Annotated in this window: 27 protein-coding genes and 1 other annotated feature; of the genes, 6 read left to right on the top strand and 21 right to left on the bottom strand. The window is 35.9% G+C overall.

Going from position 1 to position 24,099, the window contains the following annotated elements:
* Positions 1-372: 372 nt before the first annotated feature.
* The 10 genes from ATZ35_RS08045 to udk form a co-directional block, all read right to left on the bottom strand.
* On the bottom strand, positions 373-1,347 hold the full coding sequence (locus ATZ35_RS08045) for a Gfo/Idh/MocA family protein (RefSeq protein ID WP_208930302.1): 975 nt from the start codon (positions 1,345-1,347) through the stop codon (positions 373-375).
* Positions 1,348-1,622: 275 nt separating this feature from the next.
* On the bottom strand, positions 1,623-1,964 hold the full coding sequence (locus tag ATZ35_RS08040; RefSeq protein WP_208930301.1) for a type II toxin-antitoxin system PemK/MazF family toxin: 342 nt from the start codon (positions 1,962-1,964) through the stop codon (positions 1,623-1,625).
* A 503-nt stretch (positions 1,965-2,467) separates the two neighbouring features.
* A complete protein-coding gene (locus ATZ35_RS08035; protein ID WP_208930300.1) occupies positions 2,468-3,955 on the bottom strand; it encodes a PASTA domain-containing protein in 1,488 nt (495 codons plus the stop codon).
* Positions 3,948-4,622, bottom strand: coding sequence for an ABC transporter ATP-binding protein (locus ATZ35_RS08030; RefSeq protein ID WP_208930299.1), 675 nt, complete (start codon positions 4,620-4,622; stop codon positions 3,948-3,950). The genes ATZ35_RS08035 and ATZ35_RS08030 overlap by 8 nt, the downstream gene beginning before the upstream one ends.
* A 132-nt stretch (positions 4,623-4,754) precedes the next feature.
* The gene (locus ATZ35_RS08025; protein ID WP_208930298.1) at positions 4,755-6,239 is read right to left on the bottom strand and encodes an ABC transporter permease; all 1,485 of its coding nucleotides are present in this window, start codon (positions 6,237-6,239) and stop codon (positions 4,755-4,757) included.
* Positions 6,240-6,345: 106 nt separating this feature from the next.
* Positions 6,346-7,047: an ATP-binding cassette domain-containing protein gene (locus tag ATZ35_RS08020; protein WP_244148227.1), complete on the bottom strand. Its 702-nt coding sequence runs from the start codon at positions 7,045-7,047 to the stop codon at positions 6,346-6,348.
* Positions 7,017-8,363 (bottom strand): ABC transporter permease, encoded by a 1,347-nt coding sequence (locus tag ATZ35_RS08015; protein ID WP_208930297.1) that lies wholly within the window; start codon positions 8,361-8,363, stop codon positions 7,017-7,019. The genes ATZ35_RS08020 and ATZ35_RS08015 overlap by 31 nt, the downstream gene beginning before the upstream one ends.
* A 57-nt stretch (positions 8,364-8,420) precedes the next feature.
* Positions 8,421-9,512, bottom strand: coding sequence for a sensor histidine kinase (locus ATZ35_RS08010; protein WP_208930296.1), 1,092 nt, complete (start codon positions 9,510-9,512; stop codon positions 8,421-8,423).
* Complete coding sequence (locus tag ATZ35_RS08005) at positions 9,503-10,171, bottom strand: response regulator transcription factor (RefSeq protein WP_208930295.1); 669 nt, start codon at positions 10,169-10,171, stop codon at positions 9,503-9,505. The genes ATZ35_RS08010 and ATZ35_RS08005 overlap by 10 nt, the downstream gene beginning before the upstream one ends.
* Before the next feature lie 177 nt (positions 10,172-10,348).
* Positions 10,349-10,978 (bottom strand): uridine kinase, encoded by a 630-nt coding sequence (gene udk / locus ATZ35_RS08000; RefSeq protein WP_208930294.1) that lies wholly within the window; start codon positions 10,976-10,978, stop codon positions 10,349-10,351.
* Between the two features lie 145 nt (positions 10,979-11,123).
* Here udk and ATZ35_RS07995 point away from each other — a divergent pair, with 145 nt between their 5' ends.
* Positions 11,124-11,576: a GNAT family N-acetyltransferase gene (locus ATZ35_RS07995; RefSeq protein WP_208930293.1), complete on the top strand. Its 453-nt coding sequence runs from the start codon at positions 11,124-11,126 to the stop codon at positions 11,574-11,576.
* Between the two features lie 50 nt (positions 11,577-11,626).
* Here the strand turns inward: ATZ35_RS07995 and ATZ35_RS07990 are convergent, their stop codons facing one another.
* Together ATZ35_RS07990 and ATZ35_RS07985 are read right to left on the bottom strand one after the other, a co-directional pair.
* Entirely contained in the window at positions 11,627-12,310 is a 684-nt protein-coding gene (locus tag ATZ35_RS07990; RefSeq protein WP_208930292.1) for a YjjG family noncanonical pyrimidine nucleotidase, read from the bottom strand.
* On the bottom strand, positions 12,300-13,055 hold the full coding sequence (locus ATZ35_RS07985; RefSeq protein WP_208930291.1) for a 16S rRNA pseudouridine(516) synthase: 756 nt from the start codon (positions 13,053-13,055) through the stop codon (positions 12,300-12,302). Before ATZ35_RS07985 ends, ATZ35_RS07990 begins: the two co-directional genes overlap by 11 nt.
* Positions 13,056-13,754: 699 nt before the next feature.
* On the opposite strand from ATZ35_RS07985, the gene ATZ35_RS07980 reads away from it, so the two are divergent.
* Positions 13,755-14,369, top strand: a complete 615-nt coding sequence (locus ATZ35_RS07980; RefSeq protein ID WP_208930290.1) for a 50S ribosomal protein L25/general stress protein Ctc — start codon at positions 13,755-13,757, stop codon at positions 14,367-14,369.
* A gap of 166 nt (positions 14,370-14,535) precedes the next feature.
* Complete coding sequence (locus ATZ35_RS07975) at positions 14,536-14,856, top strand: DUF960 domain-containing protein (RefSeq protein WP_208930289.1); 321 nt, start codon at positions 14,536-14,538, stop codon at positions 14,854-14,856.
* A 60-nt stretch (positions 14,857-14,916) separates the two neighbouring features.
* Here the strand turns inward: ATZ35_RS07975 and ATZ35_RS07970 are convergent, their stop codons facing one another.
* The 7 genes from ATZ35_RS07970 to ATZ35_RS07940 all read right to left on the bottom strand — a co-directional run bounded on the left by ATZ35_RS07970 (position 14,917) and on the right by ATZ35_RS07940 (position 19,983).
* Complete coding sequence (locus ATZ35_RS07970; RefSeq protein WP_069638886.1) at positions 14,917-15,165, bottom strand: GlsB/YeaQ/YmgE family stress response membrane protein; 249 nt, start codon at positions 15,163-15,165, stop codon at positions 14,917-14,919.
* Positions 15,166-15,200: 35 nt separating this feature from the next.
* Positions 15,201-15,671 carry an Asp23/Gls24 family envelope stress response protein gene (locus ATZ35_RS07965; RefSeq protein WP_208930288.1) on the bottom strand — a complete coding sequence of 157 codons (471 nt, stop codon included), beginning with the start codon at positions 15,669-15,671 and terminating at the stop codon, positions 15,201-15,203.
* Between the two features lie 39 nt (positions 15,672-15,710).
* On the bottom strand, positions 15,711-15,926 hold the full coding sequence (locus ATZ35_RS07960; RefSeq protein WP_208930287.1) for a DUF2273 domain-containing protein: 216 nt from the start codon (positions 15,924-15,926) through the stop codon (positions 15,711-15,713).
* 13 nt (positions 15,927-15,939) lie between these two features.
* Positions 15,940-16,503 (bottom strand): alkaline shock response membrane anchor protein AmaP, encoded by a 564-nt coding sequence (gene amaP, locus ATZ35_RS07955; protein WP_208930286.1) that lies wholly within the window; start codon positions 16,501-16,503, stop codon positions 15,940-15,942.
* A 228-nt stretch (positions 16,504-16,731) separates the two neighbouring features.
* A complete protein-coding gene (locus ATZ35_RS07950; RefSeq protein WP_208930285.1) occupies positions 16,732-18,378 on the bottom strand; it encodes a peptide ABC transporter substrate-binding protein in 1,647 nt (548 codons plus the stop codon).
* Between the two features lie 73 nt (positions 18,379-18,451).
* A complete protein-coding gene (locus ATZ35_RS07945; RefSeq protein ID WP_208930284.1) occupies positions 18,452-19,174 on the bottom strand; it encodes a gamma-glutamyl-gamma-aminobutyrate hydrolase family protein in 723 nt (240 codons plus the stop codon).
* Positions 19,175-19,427: 253 nt separating this feature from the next.
* Positions 19,428-19,657: a binding site (T-box leader), on the top strand.
* 170 nt (positions 19,658-19,827) lie between these two features.
* Positions 19,828-19,983 (bottom strand): hypothetical protein, encoded by a 156-nt coding sequence (locus ATZ35_RS07940; protein ID WP_208930283.1) that lies wholly within the window; start codon positions 19,981-19,983, stop codon positions 19,828-19,830.
* A 291-nt stretch (positions 19,984-20,274) separates the two neighbouring features.
* Between ATZ35_RS07940 and ATZ35_RS07935 the strand changes: the two genes are divergently transcribed.
* From ATZ35_RS07935 to ATZ35_RS07925, 3 genes are all read left to right on the top strand, one after another.
* On the top strand, positions 20,275-20,916 hold the full coding sequence (locus ATZ35_RS07935; protein WP_208930282.1) for an amino acid ABC transporter permease: 642 nt from the start codon (positions 20,275-20,277) through the stop codon (positions 20,914-20,916).
* A 298-nt stretch (positions 20,917-21,214) separates the two neighbouring features.
* A complete protein-coding gene (locus ATZ35_RS07930) occupies positions 21,215-21,850 on the top strand; it encodes an amino acid ABC transporter ATP-binding protein (RefSeq protein WP_208930281.1) in 636 nt (211 codons plus the stop codon).
* A gap of 15 nt (positions 21,851-21,865) precedes the next feature.
* The gene (locus tag ATZ35_RS07925; protein ID WP_208930280.1) at positions 21,866-22,684 is read left to right on the top strand and encodes an amino acid ABC transporter substrate-binding protein; all 819 of its coding nucleotides are present in this window, start codon (positions 21,866-21,868) and stop codon (positions 22,682-22,684) included.
* Between the two features lie 153 nt (positions 22,685-22,837).
* On the opposite strand, the gene ATZ35_RS07920 is transcribed toward ATZ35_RS07925, so the two are convergent.
* Positions 22,838-23,446 (bottom strand): flavodoxin family protein, encoded by a 609-nt coding sequence (locus tag ATZ35_RS07920; protein ID WP_208930279.1) that lies wholly within the window; start codon positions 23,444-23,446, stop codon positions 22,838-22,840.
* A 164-nt stretch (positions 23,447-23,610) separates the two neighbouring features.
* Entirely contained in the window at positions 23,611-23,928 is a 318-nt protein-coding gene (locus tag ATZ35_RS07915) for a rhodanese-like domain-containing protein (RefSeq protein WP_208930278.1), read from the bottom strand.
* Between the last annotated feature and the right edge of the window lie 171 nt (positions 23,929-24,099).

Genomic DNA, 24,099 nt, shown 5'->3' with positions numbered 1-24,099 from the left:
ACTACTTTACCCTAGTATTTTAACCGTGGATACTCGCTTTTTTTTAGTGCAATAAAAATTATCCCTTATTGAATGCTTTTTGCACCAACTCAAACTAACTCTATTTCAAAAAGATAAAATAACGCTAATAAGCAAAAAAGAAGACCGAAGTCTTCTTTTTTACCACAGTATTTATAAAAATAAATAGATAACATCTTCTCCACAAAAATATTTATCCGACACGCCTACATCCGGTAGGTATGATTTAACATATGTGCCTCTGTTGTTTTGTTAATCACTAGCCGTCAAAACGGAACAGTCGAAACTGTCTGATTAAGTCAACTCGTCGCATGAGGATTACTTTAACACAGATATACCTTGTTTGCAACCTCTTTATGCTTGCTCATCTTCTATCAGCCAACCCGAATAGAGTTGTTCGACTATGCTTACTGTTTCTAAAGTCATTCTTCTTGTCATTACTGGGCTTTCCAAAAAATGATTTTGCAGGCATTCATTCACGTGTTCAACTTCAAAAACGAATTCACTTTCAAAATCGCCAGTCAGTTTTTCTTGGCTGCCATCTTCATAATAAATGGTTGCTTGTTTCGTTTTCCAGAAATAGGGAATTTCTATCCGCCCTTTTTCACCATAGATCGTCATTTTACTCGGAATAGCTAATTTTACTGAAATAAAAATATTGGCTACTGTTTGATTTTGAAACTTCAACGTTAAATTTACTTGATCATCCGTTGCACCTTTTTGTCTCGTCACGCTACCACTGGTCTCTTTGATTGGCTGATCTAATAGAAATTGCATATACTGGATCGGATAACTTCCCGATCCATGTAAGGTTCCTCCGCCAGCTTCAAGTGAGTGAAACCAACTGATGTGATCCACATTTGGGTAAGCTGTAATCGACTGTAGCCAATGAACCTTTCCAATTTTATTCGTTTTGATCGCTTCTTTTACTTGTAAACTAATTGGTAAAAAGACTGATTTCTGTGCTTCCATCAAAAAACAACTATTTTTTTCTGCCAGTTTAAATAATTCTTCTGCTTGATCAGTCTGTAATGTAAAAGGCTTTTCAACTAAAACATGCTTGTGATGTGCCAATGCCATTTTTGCAGCTGCGTAATGACCTTTATTATAGGTTGCAATATAGACAACATCTATCTCATCATCCATACATAATTCTTCGTAACTACCATAGGCTCTAGGAATAGCCAGCTCTTTTGCCAGCTTTTCTGCTTTTTCTAGGCTTCTTGATGCAATTGCGGTTGCTTGTCCCATCCGGCTTTTTTTGATTCCTTCTACAAAGCGCGGCACGATTTGGGCGGTACTCAAAATCCCATAGTGAATTTCCTTCATCTTGATCGACTCCTTTGATCCTACTATAGCGATAAACAGAGAAAATTTCAAAAAGTTTCTTTGAGATGATTCCTTCATAAAAAACAAACAGGTGTGAGACAAAAGTAAAAAACACTTTTGTTTCACACCCTAAATACAAATAAATGACGGCTCATTCATCTGATAAAAAAAGCATATTCGCGAATCGTTTGGTCTAATCATTCCATACACCCTAATTTATTCAATCCATTGTCCACGAATATTTATGTATATCTTTATCTATGTACTACTCCCATTCAACGAATCCCAATACTTATTTTCAATGCTTGATTGACCTTCAACATATCCTCTTCCTGTAGCTGACAAATTTTGTGAAGGATTCGTTCCTTATCCAATGTTCGGATTTGTTCTAGTAATACCAATGACGGCGTCATACGATCGTCATGAGGTATATCCACTTTGACCTGAGTCGGCTGCATTTTCTTATTCACATTCCGCGTAATAGGTGCAACGATCAACGTTGGACTAAATAAGTTCCCCTTATTATTTTGAATAATCAATACTGGTCTAATTCCTCCTTGCTCTGAACCAACAACAGGTGAGAGATTAGCATAAAAAATTTCTCCCCTTCGCATCATAATAGTTTATCACCCCTAACTAACAAAACTGCACTTGTGTAAATTATATCATGCTTTTATTGAGGAATTTTTCAATATTTTGTACCCACTCCTGAAAACTTTGATAAACTCTACAAAAAAGAGGATTTCATGAGAAAAAATCGTCACTTTCATTTCATTTGAAAAAAATAATAATCTCTAAATAAATAAGTGCTAAAACCATTAAATAAAGAAAAAAATAGAAATTTAAATCATAAAAATTATCATACATAATTTAAAATCACTTTATTAGCTATATTCAGGTGAAAACAATAAATAAATAATCATTATCAAAAAGCATTCTTATTTTTTGTCATTTCCATCAAAAATAGTATTTCTTTATAATTTTTTTCATTTATCTATGCTGCTTAATTTTGACCTCTCGTTCAATAAAATTCTATTTCTCACCAAAATTTTATTTTATAGTTTTAGAAAAATGAAAAAAAGGAGGCAAGAAAACTCCTTTCTTGCCTCCTTTTTCTAGATTATGGCTGTGACATGTCCTTCTCCTCAGAACCTTTTTCAGGAGATTTAGGGGAGTAATTTGACCCGCCTGCTAGGTTGCCCAAACTAATTTCTAGATTCACCGTGTACTCTAACGGTACATATAGATTGTATGCACTCATGCCGACAACAGTTCCTTTAGGTTCTGCTGAATCAACGTATTTGACTGTGTACTGAATATTTGCACCTTTTGATTGGAATTCTTCATAGAATTTTTTTTGTAGATCCCCTTCTACTGTGTTTCCTCTCAAATCTTTGAGATAAGGTTGACCAGCAGAATAATACACTTTGACTTTCAAATCATCTTTACTTGTCAACTGAGTTCCTGCCTCAACACTTTGAGAAATCAACTGGCCGTACGGTACATTATTTGTAAAAATACTTTTGGCTTGAACTGTTAATCCATCTACAGCAGTTCCAGCTTCTTCTTGTGTATAGTCAGCGAAATTAGGAACTGTGTAACCTTTACCTAAAGATACCGTCACCGTTAAACTATCTTTTTTAGCCACCTTTTGGTCTTTGGCAACACTTTGAGATATAATGCTTTCTGCTGGAATTTCTGCTGAACTGGCTTCTTCATAGGTTACTTTTATATCATTTGTTTTAGCCCAGCTTTCAACTTCCGTCTTCATTTTTTTAGTAAAATCGGGGACAGAAATATTTTTTTCAAAGGTCTCTTTTCCTTTAGAATAATACATATTCGCTTTGTCTTTGCGTTTGTAATTCTCTTTTGTGACCTCTTTATTAACGATTTCAAATCGAGCTGGCTTGCCTTTTTCTAACGTCTCGTTGTATTCATCGATCAAAGAAATATTCTCTGCTTTATTTTCTTTGATCCACTTTTCCGCATCTGATTTTTTCATTGTCATAAAATCTGGCAATGTCAATTTTTCTTCTGGGTCAGCCCCTAAACTTGATTCTACTATTAATTCGGAACCTTTTTTAATTTTGCTCTCTTTTTTCGGCTTTTGTGAAATAATTTTATTGGTCTCTATCTTGTTATTATAGGTTTGATCAACTTTTAATTTCAGTTTATTTTCAGTTGCCCATGCTCGTGCTTCCGATAGATCTTTACCAGTAAAATCTGGTAGTTTTACGTGGGTCATTTGATAGTAGCCAAAATACAGGAGACAAAGTGCTACAAAGGTCCCAATACCAATCAATCTAAATTTTTGTTTTCTTCTCTTATGGTAAGTTGGGTCTATTTCGGTTCCATCATCTGGCTGACTACTCCTTGTTTGTGTCATTGGTTCTTGCTCTATTTTATCCTGATCCTTTTTCGGCTCCGTTACATTAACTGGCCCGATCGACTCTTGAGCAGGATCTTTCTTTTCGCTAATTCGTTCGTTCGATGATGATCTTTCTGATTCCTGTTTGGTTTGTTCTTTTTTATCAGAGCCATCTTGTAATTTTTTCTCTTTGGTATTATCATAATTCGATTTATTGAAATTAGATAAAAAATCACTCATTCAGCATCAACTCACCTTGCTTTAAAAAATAGGTTTTATCTGATTGCTTTGCTATTTCATTTGAGTGTGTTACAACGATTACACATTTGTTATGGGTTTCGGCTAAATCTTTAAAGATATCAACAATTTCTTGCTCCATCCCTTCATCTAAATTTCCGGTTGGTTCATCTGCAAGAATGATATCAACGTTTGTTGCCAAAGCTCTGGCAATCGCTACCCGCTGCTGCTCACCACCTGATAACTGACCGACCAAACGATCTGCCTTTGCTTTATTGATCCCAATATAATCTAATAAGTTATAGGCTACTTCGCGATTATCTTTTGGCATGTCATTATCTGTGATCGACATTGCTACTAGCACATTTTCTAGAGCAGTTAAATAAGGAACTAAATTATAACTTTGGAAAATAATACTAATATCGTCTCGGCGGTATTTCTCTAATCCGATCGATTTAATATTTTGCCCTTTATAAAGAACTTCCCCAGATTTAGGTTCATCCAAGGCACTGATCAATGACAAGAAGGTTGTTTTACCAGAACCAGACTGTCCTAAAATCGTATAGAATTGTCCTTGTTCAAAATTTATCGATGTATCTTGTAAAATCATGCGACGTTTATCTCCGTCTTGATAAAAATAGCTCACATTCTTTGTTTGTAAAATTGTCATATTCGTTTCCTCCTCGTTTTAAAAGCTGAATAATCCCGTTTAGCATCAACGAAAAATAGGAAAATATGAATATGACGTTTCTTGTCACATTCATGTTTTATCATTTTTCCGAGATGCTGACTTATGATGTAGCTACATCATGATTTTCTTTGGATTCAACCGCAAAACATAGGTTAAAGGTAAAACCGCAGATAATAGAACCGTACTTAATCCTGCAATCAAGAATGTCAGGATATAGCTGATTGAAAATTTCACTTCATATGCGCTGGAAACATCTTCCGTTGTTAAAGTCGGCATACTCGCTCCGGCCCCTCCAATCATCATGGTACCACCACTATTTGCTGCGTCTCCTGCTTGAGCAAAGGCATCACTCGCAATCAACGATTCTGAAACCATTTTTCCAAGCAGATTTCCAGTGATCAACGATAAGCACATCGCTACTAAACTGATCAACAATAATTCGATTAGAATCTGCTGCATCACTTTTGTCCTTGTTTCACCTAGCGATAAGTAAATGCCCAATTCATGCTTACGGTCACGCAAGAAGAGAATAACGACTAATGAAATAATCAATAAGGTTGCGCCAATCGCTAAAAGAACTACATAACCAGAAATTTGTGACATTTTTTTAAACGTACCGCCAACTTGATCATACTGATCGGTCGATGCGGTCAATTTATACCCCTCTGGAATCGAAGATTTCGCTTCTTCTTTAAAGGCCTCCACATCTTCTGGCGATTTAAGCACGTAGATAGGGGTAATTTGATTCATATCTTCTGCAGCTGCATCTGTGCCATCGGCCTTTTTATAGCGATCAGGCACTAATGCTTTCCCTTTTTCAAATTCGACTTTATTAATAGTCATCACAGCTTCGTTTGGCATATAAACCGTATTAAACTGCTCTGTCTCCATAAATTGTGCTTCGAAGCCCTTTTGATCTTTGCCATCTGACTTTTTCTTCTCAACACTTGTAGGTTCAAATATCCCAATGATTTCAACGGGGTGGTCTTGACTAGCCAGTTCTTCCATTGATCCATCTTGCTTAAAATCCATGACAGAACTATCTAAAACAACTTTGTCGCCAACATTAAATCCATTTGCTTCGGCAACTTTCTTTGAAATGATTGCAACATCTTTGCCACTATTGATCTCATCTTGTTTAAACGTTCGTCCCTCGACTAATTTCACTTTTTTATCCTTAAAGTCCAAAGGTTCGAGTAAATTATTCCCTTTAAGACTCAAGGTTTTTGGCATATTGCCCATAGTTGAAGCATTTTCCATTTCATACGTTTTGATTTTTTTCACAAAAAGATTGGCTTTTACATTATAGTCAAATTCTTTAACATACGTCGAATCGCCTAATTTTTTAATGTCCTCGACTTTTAAGGCATCTGGTGAAAATGACTGACCTTCATCCATCATTTTTTGATAATCTAACTCAACACTGACTGTCGCACCTAGGTCATGTTTAATTTTCTTTTCGACATTTGCGGTTGATTGCTGTATCGCGATCGCTCCTGCAATCACATTGCCTAATATAAAAATAACTGCAAATAAAATAATTGATTTTCCTTTTCTTCTTGTAACACTGCATAATGCTCGATTCCAATAGTTCATATAGTCTTCCTTCCTACTTAAAAACAATGAAGAAACGGCTTAGTCAGATATCATTACACTATTCAGTCGAATCAACAACAACCTTCGATATCCTTTAAAACGTTTTTTATTCTACATTGTCTTTAATAAATGATAGTTTCCCACCATTCAATCCCCATAACTCATCAACATACTCTGCGATCACTTTTGATCGTGAGGCGATGATAATACACTTGTCTTCATTTTTTGCATATATACGTATGTATTCCATGACCACGTCTAATGAAAGTTCACTTAGTGACTCAACCGGATCATCGATCAACATAATCTTAGGATCATTGATTACCGCTTGAGCTAAATAGACTCTTTGCCGATTCGAAACAGACATTTTTTTTATTTTTTGGTTTGCCAATTTCTCATCTAGTCCGACTTTTCTTAACGCTTCATAAAAATAACCGTCACTTTTTCTTTGTGTGTCGGAATTGAGCGTGCACAATTTGAGCATGGTTACAGCCGTTTCATTAGACAGAACATTGTACTGTTGGAAAATCGCCCCAATTTCTTGTCGGCGATAACGGTCACGATCGAGTTTAGTTAGGTTGCATCTTTTGAAAAGAAGTTCACCTGAACTGACCTTGTCCATTCCAGCGATCAAGGCAAGCAACGTGGTTTTCCCCACACCACTTTTCCCTAAAATGCCATAGACCTTCCCCAATGAAAAATCGATCGTGACATCGTCTAACACAGTCTCTTTGTTCTTTTTATGCGTATATACTATATTTTTAAGAGAGAGAATCATTACTCGTCTATTTTCCTTTCTAACAAACATTCAATTGATTCAAATTTGAAAAGTTTATAACTATCAATGAATATAATCGTGGTCAAAAACAATGCGGTAAGTCCAAGCGTATTGATGAATGTTCCTTTAGTGAACATCATTGGAATTGATTTTATCGTTTCTACGTTTCCACTAGATGTACTACTGAATAGCGGATCAATGTTTCCCATCAGCATCTTTTGATTCTGCAACTGCCAATTAGCGATTGGTTGTACAACCCAGTTTGTAACGATCAAAGCGATAATGAAACTAACCCCAGCAACGACAAACAATTCAAGTACTCGGCTTTCAATCAGTTGTTTTTTTGTAATGCCATGATTACGCAAAACGCAAATTTCTGTCTGTCTTTGTCTAAAGTTCCGAAGTGAAAATAATAACAGACTAAAATTACCGAAAATAAACAAGCCTAATAAAATCGTTCCAGCCAAAGTGCCAACTCCATTGACGGGACTCAAAAGCATTTCCAAACTTACTTCATTGGTCATTACTTGATATTCACTCGGCATCCCTTTTGTTTGCATCTCTTTTAGAAAGCGATCAAAATTCTTCTGATTTTTTAATTCATAAGAAATGTTGTTGTAGCCTAAACGATCAAAGTTTTCCAAAGCATGGATGGTTTCCCAATTCGTAAAAACATTGTTTTCCTGAGTCATCATCAACTCTTTGAACTCAGCTGATTCGGCTAGTTTTTTGGGCTGATAGATTCCAGCGATAGTTAGTGTCTGATATTCTGTTATTCCATTTCCTGTTACTGTTAGTTGAATCGTATCTCCTGTTTTCAGTTGATTCAACTGTGCCAATTCACTGCTGATTAAACACTCATTTAACTTTAGCTTCGGACTCCCAGTTACGATTTCCATATTGCTGTCATTGAGTCCTTCAATAAGATCATCCGCTGATGCCCCAAGCCAATTTGCTGTTGCTTGATAAAAGTTGTTAGCTCCTTCATTTCCCTCCAGTTTTTGAAACTGAACTGGGCTAGGCATGTCGATTGTTTTCAGGGGATTCAATGAAATGGGCACGCTAGCTACCATTTTTACCCCTGCTACGTACTTAGATTCTCCAAATTTGAGGTATTGCTCTTTTGTTAGTTTTTTGTCATGCGTTGTATTACTTAAATCTGGTTCTAAAACCGACACAATCGTGGGAAATTGTTTACTGTAATCATTTGCAAATAATTTAGCTGAAGTATAGATGATGTTTGTAACCATTAAACCTAAAATCAACACAAATAACATTATGCAAACAAGTAAATAATTCCAACTATGTCTTTTAAGATTTAAGAAAGCATGTTTTAAGACGAACATCTTCTTGCTCTCCTCCTTTCTTATAACTACAATACCAAATCAATTGTTAACTGAATGTTAACTTTCAACCATTTGTGGAAATGACAGATAAAAAGTAGACCCTATATTTTTCTTACTTTCAACGTAAACAAAACCCTGACATAAATCACATACATGAGAGACAACAGACAACCCGATCCCATAACCATCTTGTTTCAATCCATTGATCCGATAATTATGATCAAAAATAGTAGCATGTACCTTAGGATCGATTCCTTTGCCTTGATCTTTGATTTCAACAATAATGCTTCCTTTACGGTTGTTGACAGAGACCATTATAGGTTTTTGCTCCCCATATTTTATTGCATTATCCACTAAATTTGAGACTGCTCGATAAATCCAGCGATTTTTTCCTAAAATCACTGTGGAGCCGGCTTCATCAAACGAAAATGACAGCGCTGGATAACTTTTACGATACGTATCGCAAACTTCTGCACAAATCAATGAAACATCAACTTGTTCACTCATAGCTTCGCCAGTACTGTTAGATAAGGTTAAAATGTCATCGATACTATCGGTCAGACGATCCAAAATATGTAGGTTAGCTGTTTCATTTTGTTCTAACTCTAAATTAGCTCTTAAAATAGCAATGGCATTTTTTTGTTCATGAGTCAGATAGCTGCTTAACCGTTTATAGTCGTTCAAATGGCCATCGAATTTATCCTTAAGCTGTTTAAATGCTTCGGCTACTGCTTGATCTTCCACTTTATCTTCTGAAAATTTTTCTAGAAATTGCAGATCGTGGATAATCGTGACCATTTGTTTGGTATAAATTCGACGTAAAACGTACCATAATGTCATGGTCAAGACCAACAAAGCAGAACAGACAACTAAAATAATCATTGGCAAATACTTTAAAAAGCTGTTTAAGTAAATATCATCCAAGACTGTTGTACTCACTACTTCATCTGATCTAATCTCTAATGTTGTTGCTGGCTGAGCAGTTAATTCTGTAGAATCATTGATAACATAAACAGCAGTCCCTAGCGATTGACCAACGTTCATTGAACTCCAATTACTCTTTACCGCAAAAAAGCCGCCGCTAATAATCAACATGACAAAAAAAGCAAATGTTAATACGGTTAAACTGATTTTTAAATTTACTCGCATAGTTGATAGCCCTTCCCTCGAATGGTTTTTAGCATTTCCTTGCCCGATGCTTGTGCAAGCTGTTTTTTTACTCTAGCCAGATGGACACGTAAAACAGAAGAAAACGGGTCAAAATGTTCGTCATACACATGTTCTGCAATCTCTTCTGTAGAGACAACAGCCGGATGCTTTTGGGCAATACACAATAAAATATCAAATTCTTTCGGTTTTAAGACAATCTCTGCACCGCCATAACTGACAAAACGTTTAACTGGATCGATCATGAGTTGGTTGATTTTAATATGGGGAGACGTTCGTCCATGGAAACGCCGAATAACCGCACGAATGCGGGCTACTAATTCTAATAATTCAAAAGGTTTTACCAAATAATCATCTGCCCCAAAGTCCAAGCCTTTCGCCCGTTCTTCGATCTCATCTCGGGCCGTGATAATAATAATTGGTGTGTCGATCATTGACTCTCTTAAAAAATGTAAAATCGACAATCCATCTTTATCTGGTAAATTTAAGTCTAGTAAGATAGCATCGTATGTATTTACATATGCTTTTTCTTCTCCGTCCATGCCTGAAAAAGCCAAGTCTACTATGAATTTTCCCCGCTCCAATCCTTTTTGTACAGTTAATGCTAATTCTCGATTGTCTTCAATAATTAAAATTCTCATCTGCCCTGTTCCTTTCAAACTAACTGACATTGCTGAATAGTTATCTCATAAGATACTACACACAAGAATGATTTGTCTATGTTTCATTTTTCAGGATCAATATAAAATAACAAAAAAATAGCATTCATATTAGGGATAGCCCAATACGACTGCTATTTTTTATTAGCCTTTATTTAGTCAAGAGTCATGTAAAATGCTAGCTACTTTTGTTGTGATCAAATCAATGGCTACGTGATTTTCGCCACCTTCTGGAACGATTACATCTGCATAGCGTTTTGTTGGTTCAATAAATTGATGGTACATTGGTTTTACAACAGTTAGATACTGTTCAATAACAGAGTCTAATGTTCTACCACGCTCTTCCATATCACGTTTGATTCTGCGGATGATCCGAATATCATCATCAGTATCGACATACAGTTTAATATCCATTAATTCTCTTAAACGGCTATCTTCTAAAATTAAAATACCTTCTAAAATAATCACTTCTTTTGGTTCTTGAATAATGATATCCGAACTTCTTGTATGGGCAACATAATCATACACTGGTTTTTCAATCGTCTGATAGTTTATCAACTGCTGTAAATGTTTGATCAACAGATCCGTATCAAAAGCAAACGGATGGTCATAATTCGTGGCCAGTCTTTCTTCAAAACTCAGATGGCTTTGATCTTTATAATAAGAATCTTGTTCCAACATCATGATCGAATGATTGGGGAAATGATTGAAAATCGCCCGACTAACACTGGTTTTCCCACTTCCGGAACCGCCAGTAACACCAATCACGATTGGTTGAGTATTTTTCATTCAACGAAACCTCTCTCTTATGTGTAATAGTCATAATAACCTTTTTCTATTATAATAGAAACGAGCAAGAAAGCTACAATTTTATCTATTTAATTAAAAAAAACTGTTCATTTATTCAACCCATTTATTAGAAAGGAACAATTCGATGATAATTAGAGAAATCCAAGAACTTCAAGCTGTCCACTTCGACCTATTATTATTAGCCGATCCAGACAAACATTTAGTTGAAAACTATGTCAAACGTAGCGTTTGTTTTGAAGCTATATTTAATGGTACTGAAGCAGGTATTTTAGCTTTGCTTCCTACTAGGCCAGAAACCTTGGAAATCGTCAATATTGCTGTAGCTAAAACATATCAAGGTCAAGGAATCGGCGAGAAATTACTTCAATTTGCACTGAGTTATGCTAAAAATAGCCAGTACAAAACGGTAGAAATCGGCACGGGCAGCACTAGTTTTGGCCAATTATACCTGTATCAAAAATGCGGCTTCCGGATGACTAGTATTGATCGAGACTTTTTTCTTCGCCACTATGAAGAAGAAATCGTGGAAAATAAGCTGATTTTAAAAGATATGGTTCGTTTAAGTATTGATGTGTAACCTAAAGAAGAGGACAAGCCCCTTCACAAAGTGCTTGTCCTCTTTTTTTATTATTCTAATATAGTAAAAATCTCATCCAAACGACTAATTTCATACGTTGGCTGAATCTCTGAATGAGCTGGTTGTTTTGATGGGTTTAACCACAGTGTTTGAATATTAGCTAGATTCCCACCTTGAATATCTGAAGCCAAGGAATCCCCAATGATCATTGTTTTTTCATGTTCAAAATTAGGAATTCGGTCAAAAACATAATCAAAATATTCTTTCATTGGTTTTTGATAGCCTACCTCTTCTGACACAAAAATATCATTAAAAAATTCAGTCATATTTGAATCTTTTAGTCGTTGATACTGCGTTTTTGCTACACCGTTTGTCACAATATACAAATCATAATCAGGTTTAAGACGCTCAATAATCGATTTGCTGTTGCCTAGTAAATCGTGTCCTTGACTTAAATGATAACGATATCGCTCCCCCATTTTTTTGCCATCAACTGACTTATTCAACTGATCAAATAATAAGCTAAAGCGAGTATCTGTAACTGTTTTTTTGTCTGTCTTTCCTTGTTCAAATTCCCGCCATAATTGGCTATTGATTTTTTTATAGGTTGCTTCTATTTCATCTGTCAATGTTACTTCCTCTTCTTCAAACAGTGCTTGTAATGCTTTTTTTTCTGTTGCTTGAAAATCTAGTAGTGTATCATCAACATCAAATAATAAGGTTTTAAATTTCATAGTCCACACTCTTTTCTTTTTTATGAATCGTAAAATAAGGCAGTAGCGTCTTTAATTCTTCTTGGTTCAACGAACGATACTCGCCTAAACTAAGGGAAGGGTCCAATTGGATCGGTCCCATGGATAAACGTTTTAAATGAATCACTTTTTTCCCAACAGATAAAAACATTTTTTTGACCTGATGAAATTTGCCTTCCGTAATATCTAAGTATGCACGACTTTTCTGTGTTTCTGAAGATAAAATCGTCAATTCTGCTGGCTTACATTTTTTACCGTCTGAAAAAATGATTCCGTCCGCAAAGGCTTCACAATCAGCTTCAGTCAATCGTTCATTCACCACAACCTCATAGCGTTTCGTTACTTTTTTGTGTGGAAGTAGCAATTGATAGCCCAACTGACCATTATCAGTAAGTAACAACAGCCCTTCTGTATCACGATCCAACCGCCCAATCGGATAGATTCCTGCTCTTTGATCCTTTACATCCAGTAGATCAATGACCGTTTGATGGTGTGCATCCTTGACTGCAGTCACCACACCTTGAGGCTTATTCAACATATAATAAACATGAGCGCTTCGCTTGATTTTTTTATTACCAACATAGATATCTTGCAGCTTCGCATCTACGTTTTGGCTTTCATCTAGTATGATCTGTCCATCCACTGTAACTTGTTTACTGCGAATCAGTGCTTTGACTCTTCTTCTAGAACCAATCTTTTCTAGTTCCAATAATTTATCTAAACGCATCTATTTTTCCTCATTTCAACTAATAGTTTAGTATAAACTTTGGAGAATGAAAAGGAAACAGGATTCAAAAACGACACACATTTTGACAAAACAAACTTTAAGTAATGTTTAAAAGACTTCCTTCTATTCTTCACTTCCCTTGACTTAACTTTGGATTCGCGTTATGGTTGATATAGAAAGTGAATAAGGTTTCTCAAAAACAGCGTAATGACCTGGGAGAGAATAACGTATTATAGGAATTTCCCCCTGGATAATTGTGCACAATTATTCGGGATTTTTTGTTTTTGCAGTGCATTTTGTAGAAGCTCTTTGTTCAATTTTTATCTGGACAGGAATGCTTAGCTAAGTAATTGCTTTTACATGGATTCACAGCAACAAGTAAGACTCCTATTTTCCATCATTTTGCCTTTTGCAGATAACCAAATACAAATTCATTTTGATTTATTTAGCTTCACGAGCTAGCCTTTCGAAAAAAAGATAAAATATGCCTATGACAAAAAGCGTCACAAACATATTTGCCTATTTTTCTGTCGAGACTAAACGAGCTCGTTCAGCAATAAATCACATCGAGCTGCTCAAATCAATCCTTAGGAAAATAGATAAATTGCAATGAGACAAAAAACACCTCAATGTCCATTTCCTAATTTTCTACAGGATCAAGGGATTTGTTCCGCTTTAAATTTAAGGAGGATTTTGGTTATGTCAGTATCATTAGAAGTTAAAGAAAGAGCTGTCCGTCCACGTTCCCTAAGAAATCAACTACGTCACTCTGGTCAAGTTCCTGCAGTCGTTTATGGGTATGATATCGAAAGCACACCTGTTTCAGTTGATCAAAAAGAATTAACAAAAATTTTACGAGATAATGGTGCCAATGCCGTAATCACAATGACGATTGGTGGTAAAAAAATCAATACGTTAGTGTTTAAAGCACAATTGGACACCTTTACAAATCAAATGAAACATATTGAATTTCTGGCTGTAAACATGAAAGAAACAACAGAAGTCGAAGCTGAGATCGTTCTTGTCGGTGAAGCTGAAGGGGTAAAAGCCGGTGGTGAGCTAGCACAAAACTTATATAATGTTTTAGTTTCAGCGACACCTGATAAATTACCAGAACGTGTTGAAGTAGACATTACAAAACTCGCTATTGGTGATGCTATCACAGTTGCTGATTTACCAGTTAATAAAGAGTACGACATTGTAACGGATGGCGAAGAACAAATCGCAGCGGTTGTTGAAGCAAAATCTGCAACTGAAGAAGAAACTTCTGAAGCTACCGCTGAACCAACAGTGATCGGTGAAAAACCAGAATAATTAGCTGCATTAACTATACTTTTAAAGAGATAGGGTCGTTTGACCTTATCTCTTTTCTTTCATTTAACAAGCATTCTACTTGATTTTTTCATCAAACATGACAGAAGCTAGTTTTGACTAAATAAGGTATACTATGGATAGTAGATAGCTAAAGGAGGTCAAATAAATGGTTGAAAGTTTTGATAGTCAACGTAGTCGTTATGCTTCTCTTGGTGTGGTTGAAAGCTTACCAGGTGCTTTGATCGACAGTATCTGGCTGATTATTGATTTGGATTTAAAAGGAGTCATTCCTCTGACGAACATGTTATATTTTGATTTGATTGATAATGGCGGAAAAGTAACGATTCATTTTTCACAAGAAATCAGTGATGTTCAAATGGCCGTTGATTTGCCTTTTCCTTACTATGAAGAGTATCCATCTCAAGTTTTTGCTTTTGATGATGGAAATAAAGAGACGATCTTACTTCCCGCAGAAATGTTGGAATAGCAAAAAAAAAAAAACAGTTCTGACGTGCTTTTATACGCCGACAGAACTGTTTTTTTACTATTAAGCCATTCGTTTTGCAATAAATGAATAAATTGCAATACAGATTACTGCACCGATTAAAGCGGAAATAATTGGAAATCCGCCGATAATCGGGCCAAAATTCCCTAATAACATCGTACCGACCCAGCTTCCGATAAAACCAACAATAATATTGCCGATTACACCACCTGGCACATCTCTCCCTAAAATCGCTCCGGCAATCGCACCTAGCACGCCACCTACGATTAATGACCAAATAAAACTTAACATAACAATTTTCCTCCTCTAATAAAAATAATGATTTATTATTCTAATGTACGGGTATTATTTTCTGCTGCCTTTTCCGTATCGTTGTCCTCTTTTTTCTTATTCTCAAACTTTTCTGCATACTGATCTTTCGTCATGATATCATCAACATTCATATTGAATTCAATCACATCTAACCCTGTCATATTCTTCACTTCTTCTGCAACTTTTTTCGTAGCAGTGTCAAATACTTGGGCAATATTTTTACCATATTCGCCAATGACATCCAAATCAATCGCCACTTGCTTCGTCCCTACTTCGGCACTGATGCCTTTCGTCGGATTATTGCCATTCGTAAATTTTTCGGTCAAGTTAGTAATGGCATTTCCGCTCAATCCTAAAATACCAGGAATTTCAGATACGGCGATACCAGCAATTTTTTTCACGACTTGATCGTCAAATGTTAGTTTCGTTTTGATTCCTGTTGCATTTGTTCCTTCAGTTGTGTTCACATTTGCTTTGTTATCCATTTTCTTCTCAACCTTTCTGTGATTTGTTTCAATTTATTTTCATCTTTCAAAAAAAGCTTGTATAGACGCTAAAATTGAAGAGATAGAACGTTGTTCATCTTGCATCGTTCCAATAAAATAACCAATGCAAGGAAATAGAATGAGTAAAACAGTTTTCCAAAAACCAATCGTCATCAAAAGAATCGCTGCGACAATAAACAAACTTGTAAAAAGAAGCTGGTTTCGGTAAGGAGCTAATGTCTTTAGTTTTTTCAAGCCAATTCCTCCTTTAAATCACACGCGAGCCCTTTTTATTGCTTGGCAACAAAGAAGCGTCTGCTTTACGTTTTTTAAAAACAACTTTCGTCTTATTTGTCTCAAGTTTGGCCATCTGCTGTAATGCTTGCGGGATTTGCTCTTGGATTTGTTTTCCTTTACTCAAAAGTTGTTGCTGTTTTTCGTCGATTACGGTGACTTCGACATCCGCTTTTTGGTGTTTTGTCAGTCTTATTTTCACCTGTGTCTCCTCAATGTTGACAATGTCACGTAGCGAAACTCTAGCAATTGATTCTAATGAGCGTAATGGTACATTTACTTGACCCATTTCTTTTTTCAGATAGATTTCTTTTTTGCGGATTTGCTTGAATAAAACCACCCCAAATGCTAAAACTAAAATCGCTAATAGCGTGAACATAACCACTTGATAAAAATAGAACAACCAATCGTACTGAAACGATAAATCTTGGAAAAATGTCGTCACAACGCCTAGGTTTTCCAATTGAGAATACAAGCCAACAATACCAAAAATGCCTGCTATTAACAGTAAAGCAATAAGTCCTTTGATCACTCGCATAGAATGTCCCTCCAACGTTATTTTTTCAACTATTTCTATTCCCATATCTACATTTTATGTTAAACTCATTTTCCGATAATTACAAAAGATACGCATACCTCTTGTCTGATTTCCAGGCTGTATTCCTCTTGTAAACACTGGTATGAGTTCGTTCAAGCAAATAAATTAACTCACAAAAAAAGTTGAATGATACAGTTTTCACCATAGTCATTCAACTTGTTTTTTTACTTACTCTACATAAGCCAAACGATAAGAAACAGTTCTTCCGAATGGGAATACCTGTAGATCTTTTAATTTATCAGCCTTAAGATAGCCGATTGCACCTTGATACAAAGGAAGTACAGCGGCGTCTTTTTCAATCAGTGTTTCTTCTAATTCTTTCAGTTTATCCCAGCGTTTTTCTGGTTCATTAGCTAGAGTGATTCTTGCATCATTCAGCCCTTTATCATATTCTGGATTATTATAGCCTGCCGTATTCAATCCACTTTTAGAATCATAGAATTCTAAGAAATTGATTGGGTCAGCGTAATCTGGTGTCCATGTACCAAAAACTAAATCAAAGTTGCTAGCTGTTTGTAAATCTAAACGATTTTGCAGTGGTACTGATTTTAATGTAATTTTTAAACCAGGTAGATTTTGTTGTAATTGCCCTTGAACATATTCAATTGTTTTTTTAGCCAGCGCAGAATCAGCTGAAAGCAATTCTAATTCGATTTCTTCTTTGCCTAATTCTTTCTTAGCTGTTTCCCAACTTTTTTGAGCCGCTTTTAAATCAAATGGCAAGAAATCTCCATTTTCTTTGCGGAAATCTTCACCATTCTCTGGATCTTTTGCAAAATCTTTAGGTACAAAACCGTTGATTGCCGTTGAACCATCACCTAAGATATCTTTTGCAAACGTATCTTTATCGATTGCTTGTAAAATCGCTTTGCGAACATTTACATTTCCCGTAACTTCACGTTTATGGTTAGGACTCAAATAGCCAACCATGGCTTTAGGCGTAAAATGTGCTTGAGGTGAATCTTTATATTGCAATGCATAAGTATCTGCTAAAACAGTATAATCCAAATCGCCTGCATCAAATAAATTTGTACCCGTACCGATTTCTTTCACAACATTAACATCGATCGTATCTAGTTTGACATTTTTTTGATCCCAATAATCTTTATTTTTTGTCAATGTCCAATTTTCTGTATTCCCGTCCCAACCAGAAATGACAAATGGACCATTTCCAACAAAGTTATCCGTAGAGGTACCATACGCATCGCCTTTTTCTTTGACGAATTTTTCGTTTTTAGGCATAAATGGTGTCCCAACTAAGACTTGAGCTAAATAAGGAATTGGGTATTCCAATGTCATTTCCAAGGTTTGATCATCGACAGCTTTCACACCAAGTTCATCCAACTTTGCTTGTCCTTCACGAATTTTTCGACCATTTTTAAAAATATCCATTTGATTACTGCTACTTGAACCAAAACTTGGGTCAACAACATTTTTAAATGCAGATACAAAATCGCCAGCGATAACTGGATCGCCGTTGCTCCATTTGGTTTCTTTTAGTTTGAAGGTATAAACAAGTCCATCATCACTAACAGTTGGTTCACTTGCTGCAACTGCTAACTCTGGATCATGATTTTTATCCATTCTATAAAGACCTTCGACCACTTGACCGATCATATCTGAGCTATAAACATCTGTGTAATGAGCACTATCCAGTGTTGACAATTCGCCGCCCGAAGCAACTTTGATTACTTGCGTCTCTGCTGTTTTTCCGTCATCTTTTTTACCAGACGTATCCGTTGCCCCATTACCACCGCCACAAGCCGTTAATAACAATCCTGCTGCTAAAACAAAAACACCAAATTTTTTCTTCATTTTCTAATTCCTCCTCTTTTTTAAAGCTGAATAGAACACTTAATGCTTGAATGGTTCTGTCAAGCTAAATACTTTATAATTCTTCAACAACATAACGAAAAACCGCCTGCTCTTGTTTTAAATGATCATAGGCAAAATCAGGATGCCACTGTACGCCTAAAAAAGCTAAACTAGGATCGTTACTTTCCACACCTTCGATAATGCCATCTTCACTAAGAGCTGTAACACTTAATTCCTCCGCTAACTCTTTTACTGCTTGAAAATGAAATGAATTAACAATTGTTTCTTTCCCATAAATTTTACGTAAAACACTTCCAGCTTCTGTCCGAATCTGATGTGCGGGAATTTCTCTAGCTATTGGTGCTTGCATGTGCGCAATAGTACTCTTGTTCAAATGACTGATATCTTGATGCAAACTCCCCCCAAGTGCTACATTGACTAACTGTAGCCCGCGACAAACTGCAAAAATAGGTTTTTTTTGCTTGATAGCTTCTTCAATCAAAGCTAATTCAAATTGATCACGTTCTTCAGATAACGACGCTTCTTCAACTTGAATCGTTTCTCCATATAATCTGGGTGAGACATTTTGCCCACCTGCTAAAATCAACTTATCGATTTGATTTATATACTCTCTGGCTAAAACAGGAGAGCCAACTGGTAAAACTAATGGCAATCCACCAGCATTTTGAACGGCTTTTACATAACCGCAAGGTGTGTAACTGATCGGTAAATGATACAACTTTGCTCCCGCATCATTAATCTCATTCGCTGCAATTCCTATAATTGACCGTCTCAATCAACACCACTCCTTTTTACTATCTGATAATAATTGTACATAGTTTATCAGATATATAGGTGAAAGGATAGTACAAATCAAGGCTGTGCGATAGTTTTTAACTATCACCGTTTACTTACTTTTTAAAAGTGAATAACTAATACTATTTTACCCTAAATTCATTGAATCAGTAACTTTTATGCTTAAAAGAAATATTTTCTGAATATTCTATACAATCAATGGTTGACAGGCAGAAAAACTGGTGGTAAAGTTATAAAAAACAAAGAACAGAAGAGTACCTTTATTATTTCGTTCAAGAGAGTCTTTGGCTGGTGGAAAAAGACAGGAAAATAAAGCGAACCACATCTGGGAGTTAACTTTTTGAAAGTAGTCAGTAGGAAAGTTCGGGAGTGCCCGTTAGCGCATGGAAGTCTATGACTTCATGAGATTATCGTTGTGAGACGATAATGAAAAAAGGTGGAACCACGATTTTACGTCCTTTAGCTTAATTGCTAGAGGACTTTTTGTTGTGAATCACTGTGACTGGCCAAAGGACAGAACAGATGATGAACAATACTTGGCGACCAAAGGGAGCGAAGTTTCCTTACTAGTGAATCACCAAGCATGTTAAACTAAACAACAAATAGAAATCAACTACTTTACTAATTGAACGGCTAATCATCATAGAGTGTTGCAGAGCTGATGACGAATAACACTTGGCCACCCAAAAGCTTAACTGTATCACCAAATGCCATACATCTTAACAACAAACAGAAACGAACCACTAACCATTCTAATAAAACGAACACACAATCAGAACAAGTAATCACAGACCATTTCCTGACAGAGACTTTTTTATTCGCTGAGAAAAAAAGCTGGAAACCTTTGACGAACACATCTGATTCAGTCATCTTCTGAAATAAGTAAGAAGATGCGGCTTTCTCCGTTATCAGAAAAGAATCTTTACTAACACTAAAGATTCCATGAGGTTACTATCGCGAGATATTGACAAATTGAGGTGGAACCACGATTCTTTCGTCCTCTTGGCATACTTGCCAAGGGGACTTTTTGCATTATCTTACAACACAATAGTACACGAAACAAAAAATGGAGGAGAAATTATGGAGTACATTTTAGAAATCATGCCGGCATTATTAGACGGTGCACTTATGACATTGAAAGTCTTTATTTTTACACTACTGGGATCCATTCCACTCGGGATCGTCGTTGCCTTTGCTTTACAAACCAATTTTAAACCCTTGAACTTTTTGATCAATATTTATATTTGGCTAATGCGGGGAACACCTTTACTATTACAACTTATTTTTGTTTTTTATGGTTTACCCTTGATCGGAATCGTTTTTGAACGATACGATGCAGCATTATTTGCGTTTATCTTAAACTATGCGGCTTATTTTGCTGAAATTTTTAGAGGAGGAATTCAGTCAATTCCAGAAGGACAATATGAAGCAGCAAAGGTTTTACGTTTGACTCGTTTTCAAACAGTTAAAAAGATTATCTTACCTCAAGTGATCAAAGTCGTCTTGCCTTCAATTGGCAATGAAGTTATTAATTTAGTGAAAGATACTTCATTGATTTATGTACTTGGTTTAGGAGATTTATTACGAGCAGGTAAAATTGCGATGAGCCGTGATGTTAATCTATTACCATTAGTTTTAGTCGGGATTATTTATCTATTGTTAACCGCAATACTGACTTTAGCATCGAAAAAATTAGAAAAACATTATCAGTATTATAAATGAGTTGAGGATGGAAAACGTTGTTACTATATAATATCTAGCTTCTCGGGCTAGTCTCTCGTGAAAAAGATAAAAATAGTTTGTGGTAAAAAGCACCACAATCGATTTTTCCTGTTGAGACTAAACGAGCCCGCTACGCTTTTGCTTTGAAACATGCCAAGAAATACAACGAAGAGATGAGTTGATGTTGATTGGTACAAGATGACTGAAAGGAACGTTGCTTCCATTCGTTAATTTAATGTTGAAAAGTACAAGGTTTAGCAAAGCGGAACGTTGTTACTTATATATAAGGAGGAAAATCATGTTATTAATAAAAAACTTAACGAAAAGCTTTGATGGTCGGCGAATCATCGATCAATTAAATTTAGAAATTAAAGATGGTGAAATTTTAACTATCGTTGGGCCTTCAGGTGGTGGAAAAACAACTTTGCTACGTTGTTTAGCTGGTTTAGAAACGATTGATTCTGGTGAGTTGACGATGGATGGTGTAGCCTTTAATCCTGTTGAAATGGACAATGCGGATCAAGTAGTCGGGATCGTGTTTCAGGATTTCCAATTATTCCCTCACCTTTCTGTATTAGATAATATCACTTTGGCACCGATTCTATCGCTCAAACAAACGAAAGCTGAAAGTGAAACAGAAGCACTTGATTTGCTGACAAAATTTGGGCTTAGCGAAAAAGAGTCCTTGTATCCTTATCAATTATCTGGTGGTCAAAAACAAAGAGTTGCTCTTGCTCGCGCTCTTGCCATGAAACCAAAAGTATTGGGCTATGATGAACCAACTAGTGCACTTGATCCTGAATTGCGTCAACAAGTCGAAGAAGTGATCTTAACACTTAAAGCGCAAGGCATGACCCAAATCGTGGTCACACATGATATGAAATTCGCTGAAAATATTGCTGATAACTTACTAACAGTAAAACCTGTTCAGTAGAAAGGACAAATGACTATGAAAAAAAGAAAATACCTACTATTTACTATAGCCACTTTATTTTTTGTCCTAGTAATAGCTGGCTGTGGTAGAAAAAAAACAGATACAGATCAATGGTCTCGAATCAGTTCTGAAAAACGAGTGATCGTTGGCTTAGATGATTCTTTTGTCCCTATGGGCTTTCAAAATAAAGCGGGCGAAATCATTGGTTTTGATGTGGATTTAGCTCGAGCTGTGTTTGATTTGTACGGTATCACTGTTGATTTCCAGCCAATTGATTGGTCAATGAAAGAAAATGAATTACAAAATCAAACGATCGATTTGATTTGGAATGGCTATTCGAAGAGTGCTGAACGAGAAGAAAAAGTCCTTTTCAGTGATGAATATATGAAAAATGAACAAGTTGTCGTTTCGCTAAAAAAGAACAATATCAATCGTTTCGCTGATATGAAAGGAAAAATTTTAGGCGCACAAAATGGTTCTTCTGGTTATAACAGCTTTGAAGAACAACCTGAAATTTTAAAAAATTTAGTCAAAGATCAAACCGCTATTTTATATGATGGCTTTAATGAAGCGTTCATGGATTTGAAATCTGGACGAATCGATGGGTTACTGATCGATCGAGTTTATGCGAACTATTACCTTTCTCATGAAGATAATTTAGCCGATTTTTCGATTGTTAGTGGTCAATTTGAAAGTGAAGCATTTGCTGTGGGCTTGAGAAAGTCAGATAAAATAGTAGCAGATAAAATCAATATTGCTTTTGCAAAGCTTAGAGAATCCGGTAAACTGGCGGAGATCTCTAAGGAATGGTTTGGAGAAGATGTAACGAAATAAAATTATGTTCTTCAGATAAAATAGTTTTAGTTTACGTATGCTAAAATGAAAAACCCCCAAGAGAAGCTCATTCTCTTGGGGGTTAATGTTTCCACACTATTACTATCTGTACACTAAATATATTAGTTTTTTGAACGATCAAAAGAGACTATTTTATTCACCAAGATACTTGCTTGTTACTTCTACCAAACGTTTTGTTTGATCTTGAATAGCAGCTTTCACTTCGGCAGCTTTCAACATATTTCCCTCACTATCAATAGATGCGCTTGTTCCATAAGGATTACCTCCTGCTGCAAAAGTTGATGGATTTACGTATCCAGCTGGTACGATAATGGCACCCCAGTGTTGCATAACTGTATAAATTCCTTGAATTACTTGCTCTTGTCCGCCATTTGGATTTTGTGCAGAAGAAAAGGCTGTTACAAATTTATTTGCTAATTTCCCTTGTGCCCAAAGACCACCTTGTAAGTCAAAGAATTGTTTTAACTGACTAGCCATTACACCAAAACGTGAAGGTGAAGAGAAGATATAAGCATCTGCCCATAATAAGTCATCACTTGTTACTTCTGGGATATCAGCACTTGCTTCAACATTTTTACGCCAAGCTGGATTTGAATCGATTGCCACATCGGGAGCTAATTCATGGACTTTTCTCAAACGAACTTCAGCACCATTTGCTTCAGCAGCTTCTTTCGCCCAGTTTACCATTTGTGTTCCTGTTCCTGTTGAACTGTAGTATGCAATTAATAATTTTGTTGTCATGTTTTTTTCCTCCAATAACTATTGTTTTCTTATCTACATTTATATACTAACAAAAAGTAAGTGGATTGACAAGCATTTTTACTTACTAAAAATAAGTTCCTTTCAAATCCCTTTATTTCACCAACAAAAAAGCCGTAATGAGTGCTTACTCATCACGACTTCTCTTATCTATAAGTATTGACTTTACTTTCTCCATCCCAAACGGACATACCTTCTGACACTGAGACAACATTGTATCCATAATTTTCAAGAAATGAACAGGCATGCTCAGAACGCACACCATGTTGACAAATAACATAATGAGGTTGCTCCCGATCAATTTGTGACATTGCTTCTGGTAAAGTAGACAGTGGATAATTTTTGGCTGTCATAATATGACCTTCCGCAAATTCATCTACTTCTCGTACATCAATGATCGAAACTGGTTCGTTCACCGTTAATTCGATTAATTTTTTAAGTTCCTTGATTGATACTCTTTTCATCCTAGTATTATTCCCCCTGCAGCTTTTTCAATTATCTGACTATTAGCATCCAATGCTGTAATCAATAAATTCGCCTCATTAGCAGTATACCACGGTTGACTTCTACTACAACATTTTACGTCCATTTTTTGAAATTTATAAAAAAACTTACTTCAATTTCTTGAAGTAAGT

This window comes from Enterococcus rotai, from assembly GCF_001465345.1.
Taxonomy (GTDB): Bacteria; Bacillota; Bacilli; order Lactobacillales; family Enterococcaceae; genus Enterococcus_L; species Enterococcus_L rotai.
The sequence above is the reverse complement of the archived record's forward strand: the minus strand, read 5'-3'. Positions and strand labels throughout refer to the sequence as shown.

Bases quoted from the DNA above. Each gene is read 5' to 3' on its own strand.
- ATZ35_RS07915 (WP_208930278.1), bottom strand. From the start codon at position 23,928: ATGAAAAGAGTATCAATCAAGGAACTTAAAAAATTAATCGAATTAACG.
- ATZ35_RS07990 (WP_208930292.1), bottom strand. From the start codon at position 12,310: ATGAAATTTAAAACCTTATTATTTGATGTTGATGATACACTACTAGAT.
- ATZ35_RS08040 (WP_208930301.1), bottom strand. From the start codon at position 1,964: ATGATGCGAAGGGGAGAAATTTTTTATGCTAATCTCTCACCTGTTGTT.
- ATZ35_RS07935 (WP_208930282.1), top strand. From the start codon at position 20,275: ATGGAGTACATTTTAGAAATCATGCCGGCATTATTAGACGGTGCACTT.
- ATZ35_RS07985 (WP_208930291.1), bottom strand. From the start codon at position 13,055: ATGCGTTTAGATAAATTATTGGAACTAGAAAAGATTGGTTCTAGAAGA.
- ATZ35_RS07925 (WP_208930280.1), top strand. From the start codon at position 21,866: ATGAAAAAAAGAAAATACCTACTATTTACTATAGCCACTTTATTTTTT.
- ATZ35_RS07995 (WP_208930293.1), top strand. From the start codon at position 11,124: ATGATAATTAGAGAAATCCAAGAACTTCAAGCTGTCCACTTCGACCTA.
- ATZ35_RS08025 (WP_208930298.1), bottom strand. From the start codon at position 6,239: ATGAACTATTGGAATCGAGCATTATGCAGTGTTACAAGAAGAAAAGGA.
- ATZ35_RS07970 (WP_069638886.1), bottom strand. From the start codon at position 15,165: ATGTTAAGTTTTATTTGGTCATTAATCGTAGGTGGCGTGCTAGGTGCG.
- ATZ35_RS08030 (WP_208930299.1), bottom strand. From the start codon at position 4,622: ATGACAATTTTACAAACAAAGAATGTGAGCTATTTTTATCAAGACGGA.
- ATZ35_RS08005 (WP_208930295.1), bottom strand. From the start codon at position 10,171: ATGAGAATTTTAATTATTGAAGACAATCGAGAATTAGCATTAACTGTA.
- ATZ35_RS08035 (WP_208930300.1), bottom strand. From the start codon at position 3,955: ATGAGTGATTTTTTATCTAATTTCAATAAATCGAATTATGATAATACC.
- ATZ35_RS07920 (WP_208930279.1), bottom strand. From the start codon at position 23,446: ATGACAACAAAATTATTAATTGCATACTACAGTTCAACAGGAACAGGA.
- ATZ35_RS07965 (WP_208930288.1), bottom strand. From the start codon at position 15,671: ATGGATAACAAAGCAAATGTGAACACAACTGAAGGAACAAATGCAACA.
- udk (WP_208930294.1), bottom strand. From the start codon at position 10,978: ATGAAAAATACTCAACCAATCGTGATTGGTGTTACTGGCGGTTCCGGA.
- ATZ35_RS08010 (WP_208930296.1), bottom strand. From the start codon at position 9,512: ATGCGAGTAAATTTAAAAATCAGTTTAACCGTATTAACATTTGCTTTT.
- amaP (WP_208930286.1), bottom strand. From the start codon at position 16,503: ATGCGAGTGATCAAAGGACTTATTGCTTTACTGTTAATAGCAGGCATT.
- ATZ35_RS07950 (WP_208930285.1), bottom strand. From the start codon at position 18,378: ATGAAGAAAAAATTTGGTGTTTTTGTTTTAGCAGCAGGATTGTTATTA.
- ATZ35_RS07975 (WP_208930289.1), top strand. From the start codon at position 14,536: ATGGTTGAAAGTTTTGATAGTCAACGTAGTCGTTATGCTTCTCTTGGT.
- ATZ35_RS07980 (WP_208930290.1), top strand. From the start codon at position 13,755: ATGTCAGTATCATTAGAAGTTAAAGAAAGAGCTGTCCGTCCACGTTCC.
- ATZ35_RS07930 (WP_208930281.1), top strand. From the start codon at position 21,215: ATGTTATTAATAAAAAACTTAACGAAAAGCTTTGATGGTCGGCGAATC.
- ATZ35_RS08045 (WP_208930302.1), bottom strand. From the start codon at position 1,347: ATGAAGGAAATTCACTATGGGATTTTGAGTACCGCCCAAATCGTGCCG.
- ATZ35_RS08020 (WP_244148227.1), bottom strand. From the start codon at position 7,047: ATGTTTGTTAGAAAGGAAAATAGACGAGTAATGATTCTCTCTCTTAAA.
- ATZ35_RS08015 (WP_208930297.1), bottom strand. From the start codon at position 8,363: ATGTTCGTCTTAAAACATGCTTTCTTAAATCTTAAAAGACATAGTTGG.